Consider the following 18,426-nt stretch of genomic DNA (forward strand, 5'->3'; position numbering starts at 1 on the left):
CAACATAGAGTTTGCAAAAAGCACAAACTATTTGCAACCGGAGCTGTCACTTTCAGAACATTTAACAGTAATTCACTACTTCTCGCTCGCCGGAGAGGATTTGTTGCAGATCTTCGGCTGAAATGTTGATATCGAGCTTACCGTTGTGAGCAACAGATATTTTACCCCGTTCTTCCGATACAATAATAATCAATGCATCGGTTTCAAGAGACATTCCGAGCGCGGAACGGTGGCGTAGTCCGAGATCTTTCGGCAAATTGGCATTCTGCGCTACCGGAAGGATACAGCCTGCGGCCTTGATCCGGCCGTCGGCAATGATCATCGCCCCGTCATGCAGAGGGCTGTTCTTAAAGAATATATTTTCGATCAGGCGGGCGTTGACATCGGCAGTGAACATTTCGCCCGTATGCTCGTATATGGAGAGGTCGACATCCTGCTGGATCACAATCAGGGCTCCGGTCTTTTTACGGGCCATATTCATACAAGCCAGCACCACGGGGGCGACATATTTTCCTTCCCGCTCGTTGTTCGCATCCTTTTTAGAAAAAAGCTTTCCCAGGAACTTCCATCCCCGGTGTGAACCGAGCGCCATCAGAAAACGGCGTATCTCATCCTGAAACAGAATGACCAACACCACGAAACCGACACTGATAAACTTATCGAGTATGGCTCCCATCAAACGCATTTCCAACACCTGCGAAACAAGGATCCATACAATAATAAACGAAACTACCCCACTAAAGATGGCCAGTGTACCTGAACTCTTCATCAGCTTGTAGGTCTGGTAGAGGAAAAAGGCTACCAGCAGTACATCGATCAGGTCTTTTATTCCGAAATGCATCCACATAATATTATGAGTTGATAGTTGACAATTGACAATTGACGGTTTTGGTAACCAGCTTGACTGCTTCGACAGCGGCTTTCACATCATGCACACGAAGGATATCGGCTCCGTTCATCAGTGCCAGTGTGTTCAGTACCGTAGTGCCGTTCAGGCTATCGGCCGGTGTTCCGCCCAGAAAACGGTAGATCATACTTTTGCGGGATATGCCTACCAGGAGGGGAAGATCAAACACGCCGAACTCCTGCAGGCGGTTCATCAGCAGATAATTCTGGTCGACCGTCTTACTGAAGCCGAAACCCGGATCGAGAATAATATCATTCACACCGAGTAGACGTAGTTCGCGGACTTTCGCAGCAAAATAGAGCATGATTTCCTCCATCATATCCGTATAGCCGGTATGCTGTTGCATGGTTTGCGGAGTACCCCGCATGTGCATCATTATATAAGGTACGTTCAGATCGGCTACCGTACTGAACATTGCGGCATCCAGTTCACCTCCTGAGATATCGTTAATCATGGCAACACCATATTCTTCTACACACCGACGGGCCACGCCGGCACGAAACGTATCGACCGAGACCACAGCCTCCGGATAATGGGTATTCAATATTTTCAGGGCAAAAGCCAACCGTTCCATTTCTTCTTCGGGAGAAACTTCTGCGGCATCGGGACGGGAAGAATATCCGCCGATATCGATAATTCGTCCGCCTTCCGAAAGAATAGCCTGTATCCGTTCGTCGATAGCGGCTTCGTTCTGCTTACGGCTGTCGGCATAAAAAGAATCGGGAGTGACATTCAGGATTCCCATCACAACGGGAGTTGCAAGCGACAGGAGTGTTCCCCTAATATTGAGCGTTTTATCTAACATTCTAATCCTTATTTCCGGCAAAGATACACGATTCTCACTTAAATATTCATTCTTCATTCCTCATTCTTCATTTAATTGCTACTTTTGTTCACCAATAATAAGCAAACGAAAAGAAAGCTATGAATATATCAGAACTGTACGAATTGTTTATACACAATCCGAAAATAACAACAGATAGTCGTAATTGTCCGCGCGGCTCCATCTTCTTCGCCCTGAAAGGTGAAAGATTCGACGGGAACCAATATGCAGAAAAAGCTTTGGCTACCGGCTGTTCCTATGCAGTAATCGATAACCCTGATTATATCATCGGAGAACGTACCATTTTGGTCGATGATGTGTTGACAGCTTTGCAACAACTGGCTCACCGGCATCGTAAAATGCTGGGTATTCCTATTATCGGGATTACCGGAACCAACGGCAAGACTACGACTAAGGAGTTGCTGGCCGCCGTATTGTCCACTAAATTCAATCTGCTCTATACGGAAGGTAACCTGAATAATCATATCGGCGTTCCGCTTACCCTGCTCCGTCTGACACACGACCATGAAATGGCGGTGATCGAAATGGGTGCCAGCCATCCGGGCGATATCAAGGAACTGGTGGAGATCGTCCTGCCCAACTACGGGATCATTACCAATGTAGGCCGTGCGCATCTGGAAGGGTTCGGTTCATTTGAAGGTGTAGTGAAGACCAAAGGCGAGCTGTACGACTACATCCGCCGTTCCAAAGGAAAGATATTCATCAAGAAAGAAAATAAAGAGCTGCAGGCGATAGCTAAAGGCATCGAACAGATCACTTATGGCAGTGAGGATAGCTCATTTGCTTCCGGCCATATCATCAGCTGCAATCCTTACCTTACGTTCGACTGGAAGCAACAGGGTAAGCTCCATACGGTAGAGACGCATCTGATAGGCGGTTATAACCTCGATAATGTATTGACAGCTGTAGCAGTAGGCCGTTATTTCAAGATCCCGGCCGAACGTATCAGCCGTGCCATCGCTGCTTATGAGCCGACCAACAACCGTTCGCAATTAAAGAAAACGGAAAATAACATCCTGCTTATCGATGCCTATAATGCCAATCCGAGCAGCATGAAGGTGGCTATCGAAAACTTCACATCTATGCCTGTCTCTCCCAAAGCCGTTATCTTAGGAGATATGCGCGAACTGGGCCCGGCAAGCGACGAGTTGCATGCGGAAGCCATTGCAGAAATCAAAGCAGGTAAATTCGATAAGGTATTCCTTTGCGGGGAACATTTCCGGAAAGCAGGTAAAGAGTTTGCCACGTTCGCGACAACGGAAGAGCTGATCGAAGCATTAAAAGCCAATCCCTTAAAAGGATACCATATCCTGATCAAAGGATCGCATGGAATGGCGCTGGAAAAGACGGTGGATGTTTTATAGGTTCGGAAATTTTTGATTTATAATCTTACACAAAGGGCAGGTTTGGAACCTGCCCCTACGAAGTCGTCCTATAGGTTTTAATCTGGCAATATCCAATTCATTCTTCTTTGATCAGTTCCTTCTTCCCTGAATCAAAGACCACATACATCTTGTCATCTTCAACCAGGACACCGCGTCCGCGCTTCTTTTCCATATTCTCTTTGTTGTCTACATTGACTGCAACTACCCGGTATTTATAGAAAGTAGTAATATCATCAAAGATCGTATGGCCGACAAACAAACGTTTAGCTTTATATTTATCAAAGATCTTCGGCAAATCTTCCGGATATAAAGGATGATACCTGTCGGCACTGTGAACCATACCGCGATACCAGATCGGGCCATAAGTAGCATACATGAAAGCGATATCACCTGGGGCTTCCTTGCGTTCCTGCTTACTGAGGAACAGGCCTTCGCTCATGATCTTGTTCACCTCCGGGATACTTTTGTTCTTATCCAGAAAGTTCAGGCTCAGTCCGGCATGAACAAAAAGGTTATCACCGATCAACTGCATGGTATTACGTGTACCCAGCCAGCGTCCCAGTTCAGTCTGCCGGTTCCACAATTCCTGATAAGGGATGTTCAGGGTATCAGCCAGATGGATATATTTACTTTTTGTATATCGTAAATCACCCGCCAGCACCATTCCTTCATGATTCCCCAGTAAAAAGACCAGCTGTCCTCCGGCATCGGCCGCCTCTTTCTCCAGTTTATAAAGCAGCCAGTAGATCGGAAGCACATCTTTTCCACGATCAAACACATCGCCTATCACAACCAGTTGGTTCTTGCCGAAAATCCAGTGATAATCCTGATCTACAACCTTCCATTCTTTCAGTATGGAAGAAAAACATTCCCAATTGGCATGCGGATCGGATAAGACAAGCATTTTCGCGGCTTGCTTACTTTTCCACTCCGGGCGTTTTGTCTTATGCAAAGTAACAGGGAACAGCTTCTCCCCTTTATCTGAGTAAACATCAAAAGAGAAACCCTTCGGAACAGACCGATAGGTTTGGTCATTCAGTAACCCGGCCGTATCCACTGAGATCGAACGGAAACCTCCGTCGGCAGTGTATAACAAATACGGCCCGTCAGCAGAAAGTTTATGCTTCTCCTGCTTTTTGTCTGCCCCTGACAGCTGCGTTAAGCAGCTTGCCAGTAGAACGAACAATAATATAAATTTATATTGGAAAGATTTCATATTTCAATTATCAGATTAATAACCCGGGGGACGTTCTTCACAAGAAAAGAGCGCGTAGCTGTACTAACTCTTCAATAAAAGCTGTAAACAGAGTGCAAACATGAAATAGGCGACATAACAGAATACAGAAACTCCTAAAGAGACAAGTAATTGCAGTGGTAAACGTTTTTCACGACGCATATAGTTGTAAGTAAACGTCGCGCCCACAAACCCAAACAGAGCGCCAAGCAATCCTCCCAGGAATATCAACAGGACAGGAAGGGCACCTATGACATATTCGAGGGTAGACAGTCTCTCTTCCAATGGTATTTTTTTCCCGCGAAACTCTACGACATGTACAAAGTCTAGTCCAAAAACGATTTTCATCTCTTCCGGTTCGCCGGAAGTATTGGTCACAAAGTATTTCGGATTAAATGTTCCTGTCCGCTTAATTTCTCTACCATCCTGATACAGACGTTGTTTGAATGGAGCCAACTCTAACTTCAACTCCCCCTGTACACCCTCAACTGTAAAATGCAATTCTTTTGCCATGATTTTATTTTAATTAGAATTAAGTTATTGATATGCGAAGATACAAGAAAGCCCCGGAAATTTAGAACTTCCAGGGCTTTTTTTGTGTCTGTTTTCTTCCTTCGCAGGAATACTGACAGAAGAACTTTATTTTATTACTTTAGTATTAAACTGTCGCTTGTTCGCCCTCACGGGGTAATTGGTATAAAACCGCGTGACAGATTACTTTTTTAAAATCTTATTTTACGATTGCTTTTACAGCAGCTTCGCCTTCTACAGCAACTACAACTACACCGGCAGGAGCAGCGATTTCTGCATTGTCAGAAGAAAGAACTGTATTAGCAATTGTCTGACCAAGAACGTTGGCAATTACAACAGTCTTACCCTGTGCACCCTTGATAGTAACAGTTCCGTTACCGGCAATTACTGATACTTCAGATGTTGAGATGCCTTCGTTAGCAGTCGGAACTTCAGTTGTCTTTTCGATGTTGAAGTGTTCAGCATCCAGAATAGCATCTTTATAAGTTAAATAAGAAGCTACTACAGGAACACCGTTCTTGATTGCAATCCACTTACCTGTGTTTTCTGTCGGGATCTTATGGTTACCAGCAGATTCGATCAGGAAGTCACACTGAGGTTCGTCGTTGATCAAACGTAATGCAAATACAGGGTTCTTGATACCGTTAGGTCTTTCATCTGTAACCTTGTTATGAGCATTATTTCCTAAGAAAATAGAATCTTCCGGAGCAAGGCTCGGTTTACCATTACGATAAATAACCAAAGTATCTTCGATATGTTTAGCAGGAACAAATGCCAATCTTGTATACTTTTCATTCCAGATATAGTCTTTTCCGTTAGGAGCAGAAACTACAGAATCTTGAGCATTGATCAGATAACGACCATATACATAACCCTTAGTCTGAACTTTATGACCGCAATCACCGTGGTTGGCGATATATTCCGGAGTATTGTGTTCCGGATTTTCAGGACACATCATTCCTTCAGGAACAACTGTTACACCAACAGCAAACATATACTGAGGCATGTTAGTTTCATTACGAACATAAGCAGTATCTACGAATAAAGAAGCAGCTTTTGCATCCCCCTTACCTTCAACACCTAAGAAGTTGATACCTTTTTCTTTTGAATATGCGCTATAAGCATCTTCATACAGATATTCACGAGCAGTAGCATTGATGCGGTAGATCTTAGCAGTATCAGTTGTCATGTTTTTCAATCCATCAGTAGGATCAGAAACACCCAGGCGACGATACAACGGAGAGTTATCTTCTGTCAAAGCAAATGCAGCCACACGGGTTTCATTATATTTCTCATTAGACAGTAACAGAGAACCGTCTTTAACACCTACACGGTCTGTAGTTTCCTGATACAATGTATCGTTAGCGATAACTTGTGCACCAACCAATGCATAATAAGGAGTTGCTTTCTTTTCTACAGTTACTTCATTGTTTTCTTTCAGGAAGAACTGAGCAGCGTCAGCTTTCTTGATGTCAGCAACAACATACAAAGGTTCACCTGTAGAAGTAGTAGAAACCATCTTCACATATTTGTTGTTCTGGATCAGCTTGTCGCCATCCTGTACTTTCAATACATAAGCTGTTCTTCTTAAGTGCTGGAACATACGGTCTTTACCCAGAGCCAGTTTACCGGCATAACCGAAATAACCTTCAGCCTTAACAGGAGCTGTTTCCAGTACGAACATAGTGTTAGCACCCTTCAGGTCTACACGCAATACAGAGTCTGTTTTGGAATCCAATACATTTACATAGTTACCCATCTGGATACCTGACAGATAATCGAACCTGAAGATCTTTTCATCCAGAATAGTCGAATCAATCTGTGCATAACCCAGATATTCGTTAGTATAAGTTTCAGAATCTGTCGGTTTGATTATACCGAATGCCAAAGTATCAGCAGCAGAGAAATAATTTCCAGCAGCGAACGGCATTGCAATATTACCATTAGCATCCTTATACAGCTGAATGTTTTCAACCTTGATAGAAGGATATTCACGGTTGTAGATGCTAACCAGTTCTTTACCTGTTTCACCAACACCCTGTTCTACTACCCATTGAGTAGCCGGCATGTTATAGAAGTTCTGGATAGTTCCCAGCAACTGAGATTCGTCTTCTGCTGCATATTTAACAGCTGTTGAAGATGCTCCATATTGGTTAGCTGTCAGCTTAGCCACCTTGTAACCATTGTTTTCAGAAGCACGTGCAGCCAAACCTGATTTCAGATTAATGAAATACAGACCGGAAGCCAATGTTGTACGATCATCAGATGTTGTGCGACCGATGTAGATACGGGTGTTGATAGTAGATTTAGGAGAGAAAGTCTGTCCTAAATACTCAGAACTGCCAACTGTAACCTCACGACGACCATCTGTACCCAAACCTACAATCTTGATTACATTCATTTCCTTCTCAAGATCAGATGGACCATTTATAGCTCCCTGAGCTTTCTGAATTTTAGCTTTGTCCATACCCAAATCATCTGGATTTGTAGTAGTTGTCATATCAGTCCAGTAAGCAGCATCACCATTCTTCACAGCAAATCCCCCAGTACGGATTACCAGTGAGTCACTGGAAGGATAATAAGTAAACTGGAAGTTAAAACGTCCATTCAAGTCTTGAGCTGTAACATTATCTGAAGCCATATTCAAATGTTTCAAACCACCCACTTCTTCAAACTTTTTGATAGCAAAAGCAAGATGGCTACTACCTACATTTCCAGTAAGATATGCTGTATCCACTGCTAAATAAGTTGCAGGAGTATTTCCTTCTGCTTTAGTATATTCTAAAGACAACCAGTTATTGTCATATGCACCTCCACCAGCTGTAGTGAAAGCTTCATAAGATGTTGCATATTGCGTTTTATACTCTTCTCTTGCCTTAGTAATAGCATCTGTATATTCTTTTAATGCAGTATTTTGAGCAGTAACAGTCGTAGGAGTTGCTATTTTATTAACAATACCTGTTGCTGAGCCACCCGTGTTAACTGTTTTCGCAACAACCGCATCTGCCTCACCTTGAGACGAAATAGTACATGTAAGAACAAAAGCCTTAAGAGCATCTCTTACTGCACTTTTAATTGCTTGTTCAGCTGCGGTTCCTGTAGAAAGGTCAATAGCATCAAATAAAAGATTTAGCTTAGCAGGAGTATCTGTTCCCGATGCCGTTGCTACGTTTGCCAAAGCTTGTGCAGCACTCAGTGCTACAGGAGCATTAGTTGCTATATCATCATCTATTGCCGTTTTAATAGCTTGAGCTAAAGCATTCTCATTGATTGCTGCAACTACAGCAGCCTGTTTAGTATCCAAAGCGGCAACAGCTCCTGCTGCAGCTAAAGTTCCTGTATTAGCAGGAGCTGCTGCTGGGAAACCGATAGCAGGAACAGCCTTATAAGAATTTTTAGAGAAAAGATTTTCCAAAGTATTCTTTGCTACATCCTTATCGAAAGTAAATTTAACCTTGCTTGCAGCCGCATTATACTTCTGTGTCCAAAGCATAGAGTTCAAATCGTCTGCTGTAAGAACAACTGAACCTGCTTCGAAAGGAGCAAGCCATACCTGGTTTGTGAAGGCAGTAGCCTTATTTCCTAATGCGTATTTAGCAGCACCAACTTGTACACCATCTGCAATTGCTGCAGTACCAACCAAAGTTACAGCAGAGTCCAGTTTTGCACCAAAAGCAGAATACATTTCCATATTACTGAAAGAAGTAGCTGTTGTTGTAACAGCAGGCTGCCATTTCCATGTATTTATGTCGCCACCGACTAAAAGGGCTTCTCCTGATGGTGTTGCAAAAGCCGGATTATCAGCTGTAGGATCATCAGGTTTTGCTGCTGTTGCTGAATTTAAGCTCAGAGGCATGTTAGTTGCAACATTTACAAACTGATAGGATAAAGCCCCTTCACTATTCTGCTTTACAACAACTTTCCATAATGAATTAGGAAGTTTTGTACTTCCTATAGCTTTTACAACTAATTTATACTGCCCAGGAGTAGTTTCTTCCATAACCAGTACATTCGCAGCCGGATCACCTGGCGTACCAACAACACCAGCGGTAGCTCCCAACTGATAGTATTTGCCAGGGACTACTATTTTTGTTGGGATTGTAGCTCCAGGTACAGCAAAGTCCTGCGCACTTACAGTTCCAACCGATGTAGCCGCCAGAAGACAGGCTACCAGAGTAGAAAACTTTTTGTTCATAATTCTAAATTTAATATTAATACTAATGTTAATGAAAACTTCCTTATATGCGTCTTAGCTCTAAATGACTAGCTAAAACGTTCCTTTTTTCTAGTCATCCCTTTTCGGTTCGTCGTCTGAACGCTATATTTCGTACAAACTTTGCTATTCGGTTGATAAGAAAGCATATAGAGAAAGAAAATATTTTTGGAAAATGGTTGCAGAAACGAAACTTATGGCTAATTTTGTAGACTAGAAAAAAGGAACGATTTCTCTAGTCATTCCGACGCATTCGTAATTTTCTTTAATTTAATCAATTAGGGCATATTTCTATATATATAATGTACGCGTGTACATTATATATAAGTAATTTAATGACATCTCATTTCCAACACTTTACAAACCCAGTTTTTTAAGATTTTCAAGCCACACCCGAAATTTGCTCTAAAAGTGGGTAATTTATCATGTTTTCAAGGATCACTTCTGTTACCTGTAGAGATAGTGGAAACACGCCAGCAAGTAATAAGATTCACATGCCAGATAATAGAAAAAACATCGGTAAGTAATTGCTTGCCGATAATCATGAGCAAGCTTGTCGATAGCTATGGGCAAGCTTACTCACAACTGTCGACAAGTTTGTTAATAATTATGGGCAACAGATTTTATATTGAGGCATCAGCAGAAAGGTGCTGATCATAAACTATTTAGAATCGACAGACATCTACCTGCAATTATAAAAGTATTTATTCTTTTGTTAATAGATTTTCATCATTATCCATAAAATAATCCTATCTTTACAGAGTTAAAAACAAAACCATAACAATATGACTCACACAAATGCAATCAAGCTCTTTGAAGAAAAGAAAGTTCGTACCCTTTGGGACGACGAAACGGAAGAATGGTATTTTTCAATCGTTGATGTTGTAAGTATTCTTACAGAAAGTATTGACGGAAGAAAATATTGGAACAAACTCAAACAGAGATTAAAAGTTGAAGGTAGTGAGTTGGTGACAAATTGTCGCCAACTGAAATTACAGGCATCTGATGGCAAATTTTATAAGACAGATGTTGCCACCACCGAACAACTATTCCGCTTAATTCAAAGTATCCCATCCCCTAAGGCTGAACCATTCAAGTTATGGATCGCCCAAATCGCTAAAGAACGTTTGGATCAGATACAAGATCCGGAACTATCGATCAATCAGGCTATGCAGGACTATAAACGGTTAGGATATTCGGATAATTGGATCAACCAGCGTCTGAAAAGCATTGAAATACGTAAAGAACTCACCGACGAATGGAAACGGCATGGATTGCAGGAAGGGGTACAATTCGCCACGCTCACAGATATTATTTACCAAACATGGGCGGATAAAACAGCAAAAGAATATAAACAATTTAAAGGGCTGAAGAAAGAGAATTTACGAGATAATATGACTAACACTGAACTAGTGCTTAATATGTTAGCCGAATTGTCAACCACAAAAATATCAGAAACACAAAATCCTGATACATTCAATGAACATGCCGATGTAGCACGCCGGGGCGGAAATATTGCACGGGATGCCAGACTAAAACTGGAAGAAGAGACCGGTAAAAAAGTCGTTACCCCCTTAAATGCCAAAGCTGTAATACAATTAAACAGCAATGATGAGAATAACAAAAAAGAATAATCAATATCGAGGAAGCTGGATCAACCAACTTCCTCTTTATTATCCATAAACAACACCTTCTTCAGTTTCTGATACAGGAAAGATAATACCAGCAGGATTACTCCCAACATAATAAAGACAATGATCTTCCCGACTGTTGGCAACAACCACAAATCGACAATGACCAGCTTCAGAAGGATAACGCCAAAAACAGCCAAACTGATCATACGCAGAACTTTCAGATGCAGACGCATACCAAGCGCCATCTGCACAAAGCCCGCAATACTCAGGGCGATTGAAAGAGCCGCACTCGACTCATTCTGCCAACCGAAAAGATACAACATATTATGTGCGGCAACTGCAAACAGGATAGTAGAGACAACCGCAATAAACAAGGTCATCCTGTCCGCACTTTTCTGCCGGAAGTTAAACGAACGGTAAAACCATTTTCCCAGAAAGAACAGATGGGCAACGACAATAAACAGAGAAGACCATTGCAAGATGGAGAGAGAAGACTCACCACATTCATTCGCCACTCGTGAAAGCCAGATAAATAAACCGCCCGAAAATCCTGCCATCACAGCATAAACAACAGAAAAACGTGCCATCGGAAAACGCTTCTTCAACCCGATCAATAAAAGTAATAGAGCGAAATTGGTAAATGCCAGGCAAACACAATTACTTAACGGCCCGTCCGTTATATTCCTATAGAAATCGACTATAAATGAAAGATAAACGATGCCGCAACCCATCAGCAACGAAATAACACTAAAAGGAATATATTTCAGATTCGACGTTTGAGTAAAGAATACCTTCTCCCGCTCCATCAGCCAAACGAATACACCAAAAGCCAATCCGGTAAAGATTCCGGTGGCAAATGTTCCATTCCACAGTAGTGGCTGGACAAAGCCATCAGTCAGCACATCCTCCACATCCATAAGGAAAGAAACAACCGTCAGGAAAAGAAGCAACTGCGTAAAATAAGCATAGACAGGTTGGCGGAACTTAATGAACAACCAAAGGACAACCACCATTTCTGTCGCCCAAAGCAATGTAATAAAACTACCTTGCAGCTGGATAGGTATGCTTATCGAAATAAATGTCAGAAACATGCCTACCAACGCAGTAAACAGATAACCGGTTTCCGATTTCTTCCCCCGTATCACATAAGCCAGACAAACATTCACCAAAGCGATAAACATAGTAAACGCCCCCTTAATATTATACGGCAGATGCAACTCATGCAGATACCACAAGGCAAAATAAAGATAGATGAAATTATTCAACACAACGATCATCATCAACGGCTGATTAGACTTCTTATTATCCGTACGCAACACCGAAACGACCGGTAACAGGAATATCAGATAAAATAATGTAGAGAAAAGCAGCAGCTGTATCAATTGCATATTCCCGGCAATATCCAGGTCAGCCACCAGCGAATACCCCAACATGATCACATAAGTAGCCACAAAACCGATCACCGGCAATTCTCCCCACTTCTTATAGAGCGACAGCCCGAACATTCCCACATTCAGGATCGTTAGATAAGTAAACAGCACCAGATAGTTTCCCATCCCGTTACTAACCAGGAAAGGTGCGATAAACCCACCCACCAAACCGATCACCGCCAGTTCACGCCGGTTATAAACGACCGACAACAAAGACATCAGCACCGTGAGAACCACCAATATAACAAAAGCGGCTGTCTGGCTGAACAAGCCATAATAATGATAAGCCATCGCCACCGTCACATAGAAGATGGCAAATGCACCACCCGCCAGCAGAGAACTGAATGTACGATAAGTATTTTTCAGTCTCTGCGACAAGACCAGTAATCCGCCACCAACTACAAAACCCAATACCGTACGGAAAACTTCATTGATCCAATTCTTATCGATCGCATATTTAACGAACAATCCCATGCCGACCACCAATACAAGGATACCGATCTTCCCGAACAGATTCTCTCCGATATACTTCTCATAATCGACTTTCTTTTTCTCCTTAACCAGCCCAAAGGGTTTGATGACAGGCTGTGGAACGACCTTCTTCTTTTCCGGTTGTACTTCGGCAACCGCTCCACTCACCATCTCTTTCTGTAAGTATTCGGTAGCGACTTCTACAGGAACCTCAACAGGCACCTCAATAACAAGCGGCACCAATTCCTCCACGACAGTCTTTTCCGGCATCTCTTCCGTCAATTCCGTCACACTTGTCGTTTCCGGCCGTTTTATCTCTTCCAGCCGAGACTCCACCAGCTTTTTCAGACTATAAATATCTTTCCGGAGAGCATCCGTGTGAGCATTCATCTTACTTATATGTGAATACAAGCTGACCCAGACGACAACGATCAGTACAACAAGTAGAAATTCCATAACGTTATATTTAAAGACCGTGCCTAAGATACGGATTTATTTGGATTACAGGCTACCAATGATCATTCTTTGCTTCTCAAAGAACAAAATCCGCTGCTTTTCTCCACTGACAGAGATCATGGTTGACGATTTCAGCAATGCTTGCATCCAGTTATGAAATATCTCATACGCCTTCTCATCCAGCGAGACAACCGAGTTCAGTATAAATGCCCGGATCATGCTGATACGCATTTTTTTAGTCTCCAGATAACTATAACTGGCATCAAAATTAATATTGGAAACATAGATCTGTATCGGATTGCCGGTTTCACTATACGTCCCCCTGGAAGCAAGCGTTTCCATATAGTTAAGGAAATGCATCAACTCTTGTTTTAGCTTCCGGACATCTTCCGGATCAATCAACCGGATACTACTGTAATACAATATATCATTCACAATATACTGAAAGATCAAAGGATCCCAAACATGAACCGTTTTCCTGACATGCCTGGATTCTATAGCCGTAACACGTTGAACAGCCAGCAATTTCTCAGCCGTTTCAATATCTCTGAAATGAACAGTCTTGTCCGAATGACCATACTGGTTATACCATTTGAATAAATAAAAGCGGGTGATGTATTCATAATCCAACAAAAAAATAGAGGGTAGAACGTTCATACATTCCACACTACAGGATGTCGGATCTTCCCGTGCTTCCTGCAACCGTTCGTTATACAGTCCCCACATCTTGTAGTCGTCTTCAATTGGCTCTACATACTCCACCAGACTCAGCTGATAAGGACGGCTCTTAGCCGAGTGTGCTCCGACCAGATTATCCAACGAGATCCCTAGTTTATGGGAGATTGACGCAATCTCAGCAAAAGAGAAAGCAACATCGCCCCTCATACGGCGGTAAACAGCTTCTTTTTCCAGGCGCAATAAATCAACCAATGTGTTAGTTAAAGTTGCTTTGTGTGGTATCTTCTCTCTGATTGCGCCAACGAACTTTTCGTGAATCAGGTCTTTACTCATAACCACAATTTTAATGATTGTCAATAGACAAAAATAATAAAAATAAAGAAGTAGTTCCTATCAGTGGCAATTTTGACTACTTTTGTATAATAAACAATCAATAATATGCATGATCTTTGCTGTATCGGGCACATCACACTGGATAAGATAGTGACCCCTAAAAATACTGTACACATGGCGGGAGGAACCGCATTTTATTTCTCCCACGCGATTAAACATTTCAACGATATAGATTATACGCTGATAACTGCTCTTGCCGAGTCTGAAATGAAAGAGGTCGACAGATTGCGGTCGGAAGGAATCGACGTAGCTGTTATGCCCAGTAAACATTCCGTTTATTTCGAAAATATCTATGGAGAGAATCAGGATAACCGTACGCAGCGGGTGTTGGCCAAAGCCGATCCTTTCACTATCGATTACCTGAAAGAGGTGGAAGCAAAAATATTCCATCTGGGTAGCCTGCTGGCTGACGACTTTTCGCTGGATGTAGTCAAATACATGGCAACCAAAGGGTTTGTTTCGGCCGACTCACAGGGATATCTGCGCGAAGTAAGAGACAAGAATGTTTATGCAACCGACTGGATCGGAAAAGAAGAAGCCCTGAAATATATCCATTTCTTAAAAGCGAACGAGCTTGAAATGGTGGCATTGACCGGGTATTCGGATGTAGCCAGCGCCGCAAAGCAGTTATACGACTGGGGAGTAAAAGAGGTGCTGATCACTTTGGGAAGTCTGGGATCTGTTATTTATGATGGCGATACATTCTATAAAATACCCGCCTATAAACCCCGGGAAGTAGTTGACGCTACCGGATGTGGCGATACATACATGACCGGATACCTGTACCAACGCGCCAAAGGTGCCGGCATAGAAGAGGCAGGTCGCTTCGCTGCTGCCATGTCGACCATCAAGATCGAAGCATCAGGGCCCTTCAGCGGAAGCAAAGAAGATATCATCCGCTGCATGGAGACGGCGGAACAAAGGTATGAGGATACTGTCTGCATTAATTCCCCACACAAATAAAAATTATGGGGAATTTTCCCCAGCAATGGTGGGAATAATCCCCATTGCAATGGGGAAAAATACCCATTCTAAGGGAAGTAAAATAGCCGAGTTACTTAAACGCCTTACTAAACGTTGTCATCAACAGGATGCAAAGCCCTAAAAGTCCTACCACCATATAAGCATACTCCATATTGAATGCCTGCGAGATTGCGCCGATCAGAAGCGGTGCGATCAGCGATCCGATAAAACTGATGCTGGACAGAATAGTCAGAGCAATACCGACCGGCGTCTTAGACTTCGCGCCGACCAGACTATAAATAGTAGGAACCATACTGGAAATACCCAACCCAACGAGCATAAAACCCAATGAGTTTACGATCACCTTCAATGCCATCGAATCAAAACGACTTCCCAACAGGGCCGAAATAAAGAATCCGATAAAAATAAAGGCACCGGACAACTGTAACACTCGTTGCTTACCTAATATCCGATATGCATAATTTGCCAGGAAACGCCCTACCGTCATCATCACCATAAAGACAAGAAATCCGATCTGTAACGATTTAGGCACCTGCAGGACCGATTCAAAATAGACCCCGCTCCAGTCAAACATCGCACTTTCCACTATCAAGGCAAATAAACCCACCAGTCCCAACTTGATAAGCAGCATTTCCGGTCGCCGGATATATTTCCACTTTTCCGATGATTCTTCTTTCACGACCGCTTCTTCTGCCTGTTCCTCAGACGTATCTTCCTGCAAGTATCTACGTCCAATCATCGTTATAAAAAGAATAATCACCGCAATCATCGTAAAATGCCAGAAAGGAGTGATACCCGAAATAATCATAATAAAACCGATCAGTGCCCCCATACAGGCCGCCAGGCTCCAACCTCCGTGAAAGGAAGCCATGATTGTCCGCCCATAAAAACGTTCAATGCCGATCCCCTGTGTATTCAGCGAAATATCGCACAAATTCCAGAACACCCCGAAAGAGAAAAGGCATACCCCCAACATATAAATATTCACTGCCGTCCCGATAGCAAACAGCGAAAGAGCATATCCCATAATACTGACCTGCACCATAATCCGGCTTCCCAGTTTCGACACCAGATAACCGGCCAGCGGAATCGCTATGAACTTTCCGACCGGAATCATAAACAACACCATTCCCCAATAGAGAGCATCATTTACAGTAAAAAGTTCCTTTATATCAGGAATACGGCTCGCCCAACTGGAAAAGCAAAGTCCCTGAGCAAGAAAGAAGGAAAGAACAGCATAACGTATATGTTCTTTCGGGTAAGCGACATGGTTATTAGAATACATTTTATTAGCTATTGATTGAATGTTTAAAAGTAAATATATTTTCTTTATCCGGATATGCATTCTTGCGGAAAAACACTTTTTTCAATTATTCTTTCTCCCTCGATGCAGCCTTTTTGCAATTCCCTACATCTAATTAGTCGTACATAATTTATTAACATTAAAATAATAAGAAAGATGAAGAAGACGTTGAAATGGTCGCTTGTGATGATGTTAGCTGTATTTGGTTTAACCTTTGCATCTTGTAGTGATGATGACGATGAGACACCTACTGTACCGACAGTGGAAGATGTAAATGGTGAATTTTCTGGTAAGATGACTTATGCAATGGCTAAAGCTGCTGCTGAAGAAGGAACAACACTGGACTTGACAGTAAAGAATGATTCTGTTAACTTTCAAGAATTTCCTTTTGAGCCATTAGTGAAAGCGATTATCACTGATGAAGCTGCTGCTGAAGCTATTATCAAAGCTATCGGAACATTAGAGTATAAAATCAACTACACTGCAGTCATGAATGCAGCAAACGATTCAGTTGTGATGACTTTGAAACCGGAACCGTTAACAATTGCTGCCGCTGCTGTTGAAGTTACTATTGAAGCTGAAACAGCATCTTATGCAATCAAAGACAAGAACCTAAAGTTCAATTTGAAAGCTGCAAAAGTAAAAGTAGCAGGAAATGATTTCGCTACTTGGGCTCCGATCGATCTGTCATTCGACATGAAGAAGAAGTAATTCAGAAATAGTACGATCTATATAAAAAGGAGAATGTTCCCGATGTGAGACATTCTCCTTTTTTATTTTCCTATAACCTTTACTCTCTCAAGAGTAGAAAAGATTTCTTATTTACAATTCTCCAAAATCTGTTTAGCCACAGCCCCCGTTACATTTCCGGCATCACCGTAAGCTACATTGGCGGCATTGAAGCGGCGTTCGATCTCTTTGATCGTTTCATCACCGATATTTTCTTCACCCAGACGGGTAGACAATCCCAGGCTGCGGAAGAACTCTTCCGTCTTTTGGATGGCCTGATCGACGCGTTCGTCCACCAAGCCTTCGGTAATACCCCAGACACGTTCGCCATACTGAAGGATTTTATCTTGTTTCTGCTGGCGGAGAGTACGTAAAGTACCCGGGAAAACGATCGCCAGCGTTGCACCATGCGTCAAGCCATGCAAAGCAGTCAGTTCGTGACCGATCATGTGGGTAGCCCAATCCTGGGTGACACCCATGGCTATAAAACCATTCAACGCCATAGTGGCAGAAAGCATAAAGTCAGCCATCACATTATAATCCTGCTGATTTGCTTTGATCTTAGGAGCGATCTCAACTACAGTGCTCAAGATACTTTCCGCCCAACGATCCATCAGGCGCGACTGACCCGTTGTCGTCATATACTGCTCCATTACATGCACGAATGTATCAGCCAGACCGCAGGCGATCTGATGAGCAGGCAAGGTAAAGGTCGTTTCCGGATCGAGGATAGAGAATACCGGGTAGTTACTATAAAACGGATACTTCTCTTTCGTTTCATGGCGAGAGATCACCGCCCCGTTATTCATTTCCGATCCCGTAGCCGGCAAGGTAAGCACAGCCCCCATCGGGATAGTATCTTTAGCAGCACCTCTCTTCACCAGATCCCAGGCATCACCGTCATACAGTAATCCGGCGGAGATCAGCTTGGTTCCGTCGAGCACCGAGCCACCGCCCACGGCCAGCAGAAAATCTACGTTCTTCTCTTTACCCAAAGCGATGGCCTTACGTAATGTTTCGATGGAAGGATTCGGTTCAATCCCCCAGAACTCCACATACTCCCGTCCTTCCAGGGCTTTTATCACCTGGTCGTACACGCCGTTTTTCTTCACGCTACCACCACCGAAAGTGATCATAATACGTTTACCGGCGGGAATAGCTTTGCTTAATTCCGCGATCATCCCTTTTCCGAAGATCAATCGGGTAGGATTCTGAAACTTGAAGTTGTTCATAG

The 18,426-nt window shown here is 42.8% G+C and carries 13 protein-coding genes; 4 read left to right on the forward strand and 9 right to left on the reverse strand.

Features of this window, described 5'->3' with window-relative positions:
* Nucleotides 1-61: 61 nt before the first annotated feature.
* Nucleotides 62-847 carry a diadenylate cyclase CdaA gene (gene cdaA / locus HMPREF1536_RS07140; protein ID WP_028726352.1) on the reverse strand — a complete coding sequence of 262 codons (786 nt, stop codon included), beginning with the start codon at nt 845-847 and terminating at the stop codon, nt 62-64.
* Between the two features lie 4 nt (nt 848-851).
* A complete protein-coding gene (gene folP / locus HMPREF1536_RS07145; protein WP_028726353.1) occupies nt 852-1,712 on the reverse strand; it encodes a dihydropteroate synthase in 861 nt (286 codons plus the stop codon).
* A 119-nt stretch (nt 1,713-1,831) separates the two neighbouring features.
* On the opposite strand from folP, the gene HMPREF1536_RS07150 reads away from it, so the two are divergent.
* A complete protein-coding gene (locus HMPREF1536_RS07150) occupies nt 1,832-3,115 on the forward strand; it encodes a UDP-N-acetylmuramoyl-tripeptide--D-alanyl-D-alanine ligase (RefSeq protein WP_028726354.1) in 1,284 nt (427 codons plus the stop codon).
* Nucleotides 3,116-3,212: 97 nt separating this feature from the next.
* On the opposite strand, the gene HMPREF1536_RS07155 is transcribed toward HMPREF1536_RS07150, so the two are convergent.
* The 3 genes from HMPREF1536_RS07155 to HMPREF1536_RS07165 form a co-directional block, all read right to left on the reverse strand.
* Nucleotides 3,213-4,352 (reverse strand): metallophosphoesterase, encoded by a 1,140-nt coding sequence (locus tag HMPREF1536_RS07155; RefSeq protein ID WP_028726355.1) that lies wholly within the window; start codon nt 4,350-4,352, stop codon nt 3,213-3,215.
* A 63-nt stretch (nt 4,353-4,415) separates the two neighbouring features.
* Entirely contained in the window at nt 4,416-4,883 is a 468-nt protein-coding gene (locus tag HMPREF1536_RS07160; RefSeq protein WP_028726356.1) for a hypothetical protein, read from the reverse strand.
* 217 nt (nt 4,884-5,100) lie between these two features.
* Nucleotides 5,101-9,096: a DUF6383 domain-containing protein gene (locus HMPREF1536_RS07165; protein WP_028726357.1), complete on the reverse strand. Its 3,996-nt coding sequence runs from the start codon at nt 9,094-9,096 to the stop codon at nt 5,101-5,103.
* An 803-nt stretch (nt 9,097-9,899) separates the two neighbouring features.
* Between HMPREF1536_RS07165 and HMPREF1536_RS07170 the strand changes: the two genes are divergently transcribed.
* The gene (locus HMPREF1536_RS07170; protein ID WP_028726358.1) at nt 9,900-10,748 is read left to right on the forward strand and encodes a BRO-N domain-containing protein; all 849 of its coding nucleotides are present in this window, start codon (nt 9,900-9,902) and stop codon (nt 10,746-10,748) included.
* 20 nt (nt 10,749-10,768) lie between these two features.
* On the opposite strand, the gene HMPREF1536_RS07175 is transcribed toward HMPREF1536_RS07170, so the two are convergent.
* Nucleotides 10,769-13,105, reverse strand: a complete 2,337-nt coding sequence (locus HMPREF1536_RS07175; RefSeq protein ID WP_028726359.1) for a DUF2339 domain-containing protein — start codon at nt 13,103-13,105, stop codon at nt 10,769-10,771.
* 45 nt (nt 13,106-13,150) lie between these two features.
* A complete protein-coding gene (locus HMPREF1536_RS07180) occupies nt 13,151-14,116 on the reverse strand; it encodes a helix-turn-helix domain-containing protein (protein ID WP_028726360.1) in 966 nt (321 codons plus the stop codon).
* A gap of 105 nt (nt 14,117-14,221) precedes the next feature.
* On the opposite strand from HMPREF1536_RS07180, the gene HMPREF1536_RS07185 reads away from it, so the two are divergent.
* Nucleotides 14,222-15,139, forward strand: coding sequence for a PfkB family carbohydrate kinase (locus tag HMPREF1536_RS07185; protein WP_028726361.1), 918 nt, complete (start codon nt 14,222-14,224; stop codon nt 15,137-15,139).
* Between the two features lie 91 nt (nt 15,140-15,230).
* Here HMPREF1536_RS07185 and HMPREF1536_RS07190 read toward each other — a convergent pair whose 3' ends face one another.
* Entirely contained in the window at nt 15,231-16,445 is a 1,215-nt protein-coding gene (locus tag HMPREF1536_RS07190; protein ID WP_028726362.1) for an MFS transporter, read from the reverse strand.
* A 174-nt stretch (nt 16,446-16,619) separates the two neighbouring features.
* Between HMPREF1536_RS07190 and HMPREF1536_RS07195 the strand changes: the two genes are divergently transcribed.
* Nucleotides 16,620-17,174, forward strand: a complete 555-nt coding sequence (locus HMPREF1536_RS07195) for a DUF4840 domain-containing protein (RefSeq protein ID WP_028726363.1) — start codon at nt 16,620-16,622, stop codon at nt 17,172-17,174.
* A gap of 107 nt (nt 17,175-17,281) precedes the next feature.
* Here the strand turns inward: HMPREF1536_RS07195 and HMPREF1536_RS07200 are convergent, their stop codons facing one another.
* Nucleotides 17,282-18,424 (reverse strand): iron-containing alcohol dehydrogenase, encoded by a 1,143-nt coding sequence (locus HMPREF1536_RS07200; RefSeq protein WP_028726364.1) that lies wholly within the window; start codon nt 18,422-18,424, stop codon nt 17,282-17,284.
* Between the last annotated feature and the right edge of the window lie 2 nt (nt 18,425-18,426).

The organism is Parabacteroides gordonii MS-1 = DSM 23371, from assembly GCF_000969825.1.
GTDB lineage: Bacteria > Bacteroidota > Bacteroidia > Bacteroidales > Tannerellaceae > Parabacteroides > Parabacteroides gordonii.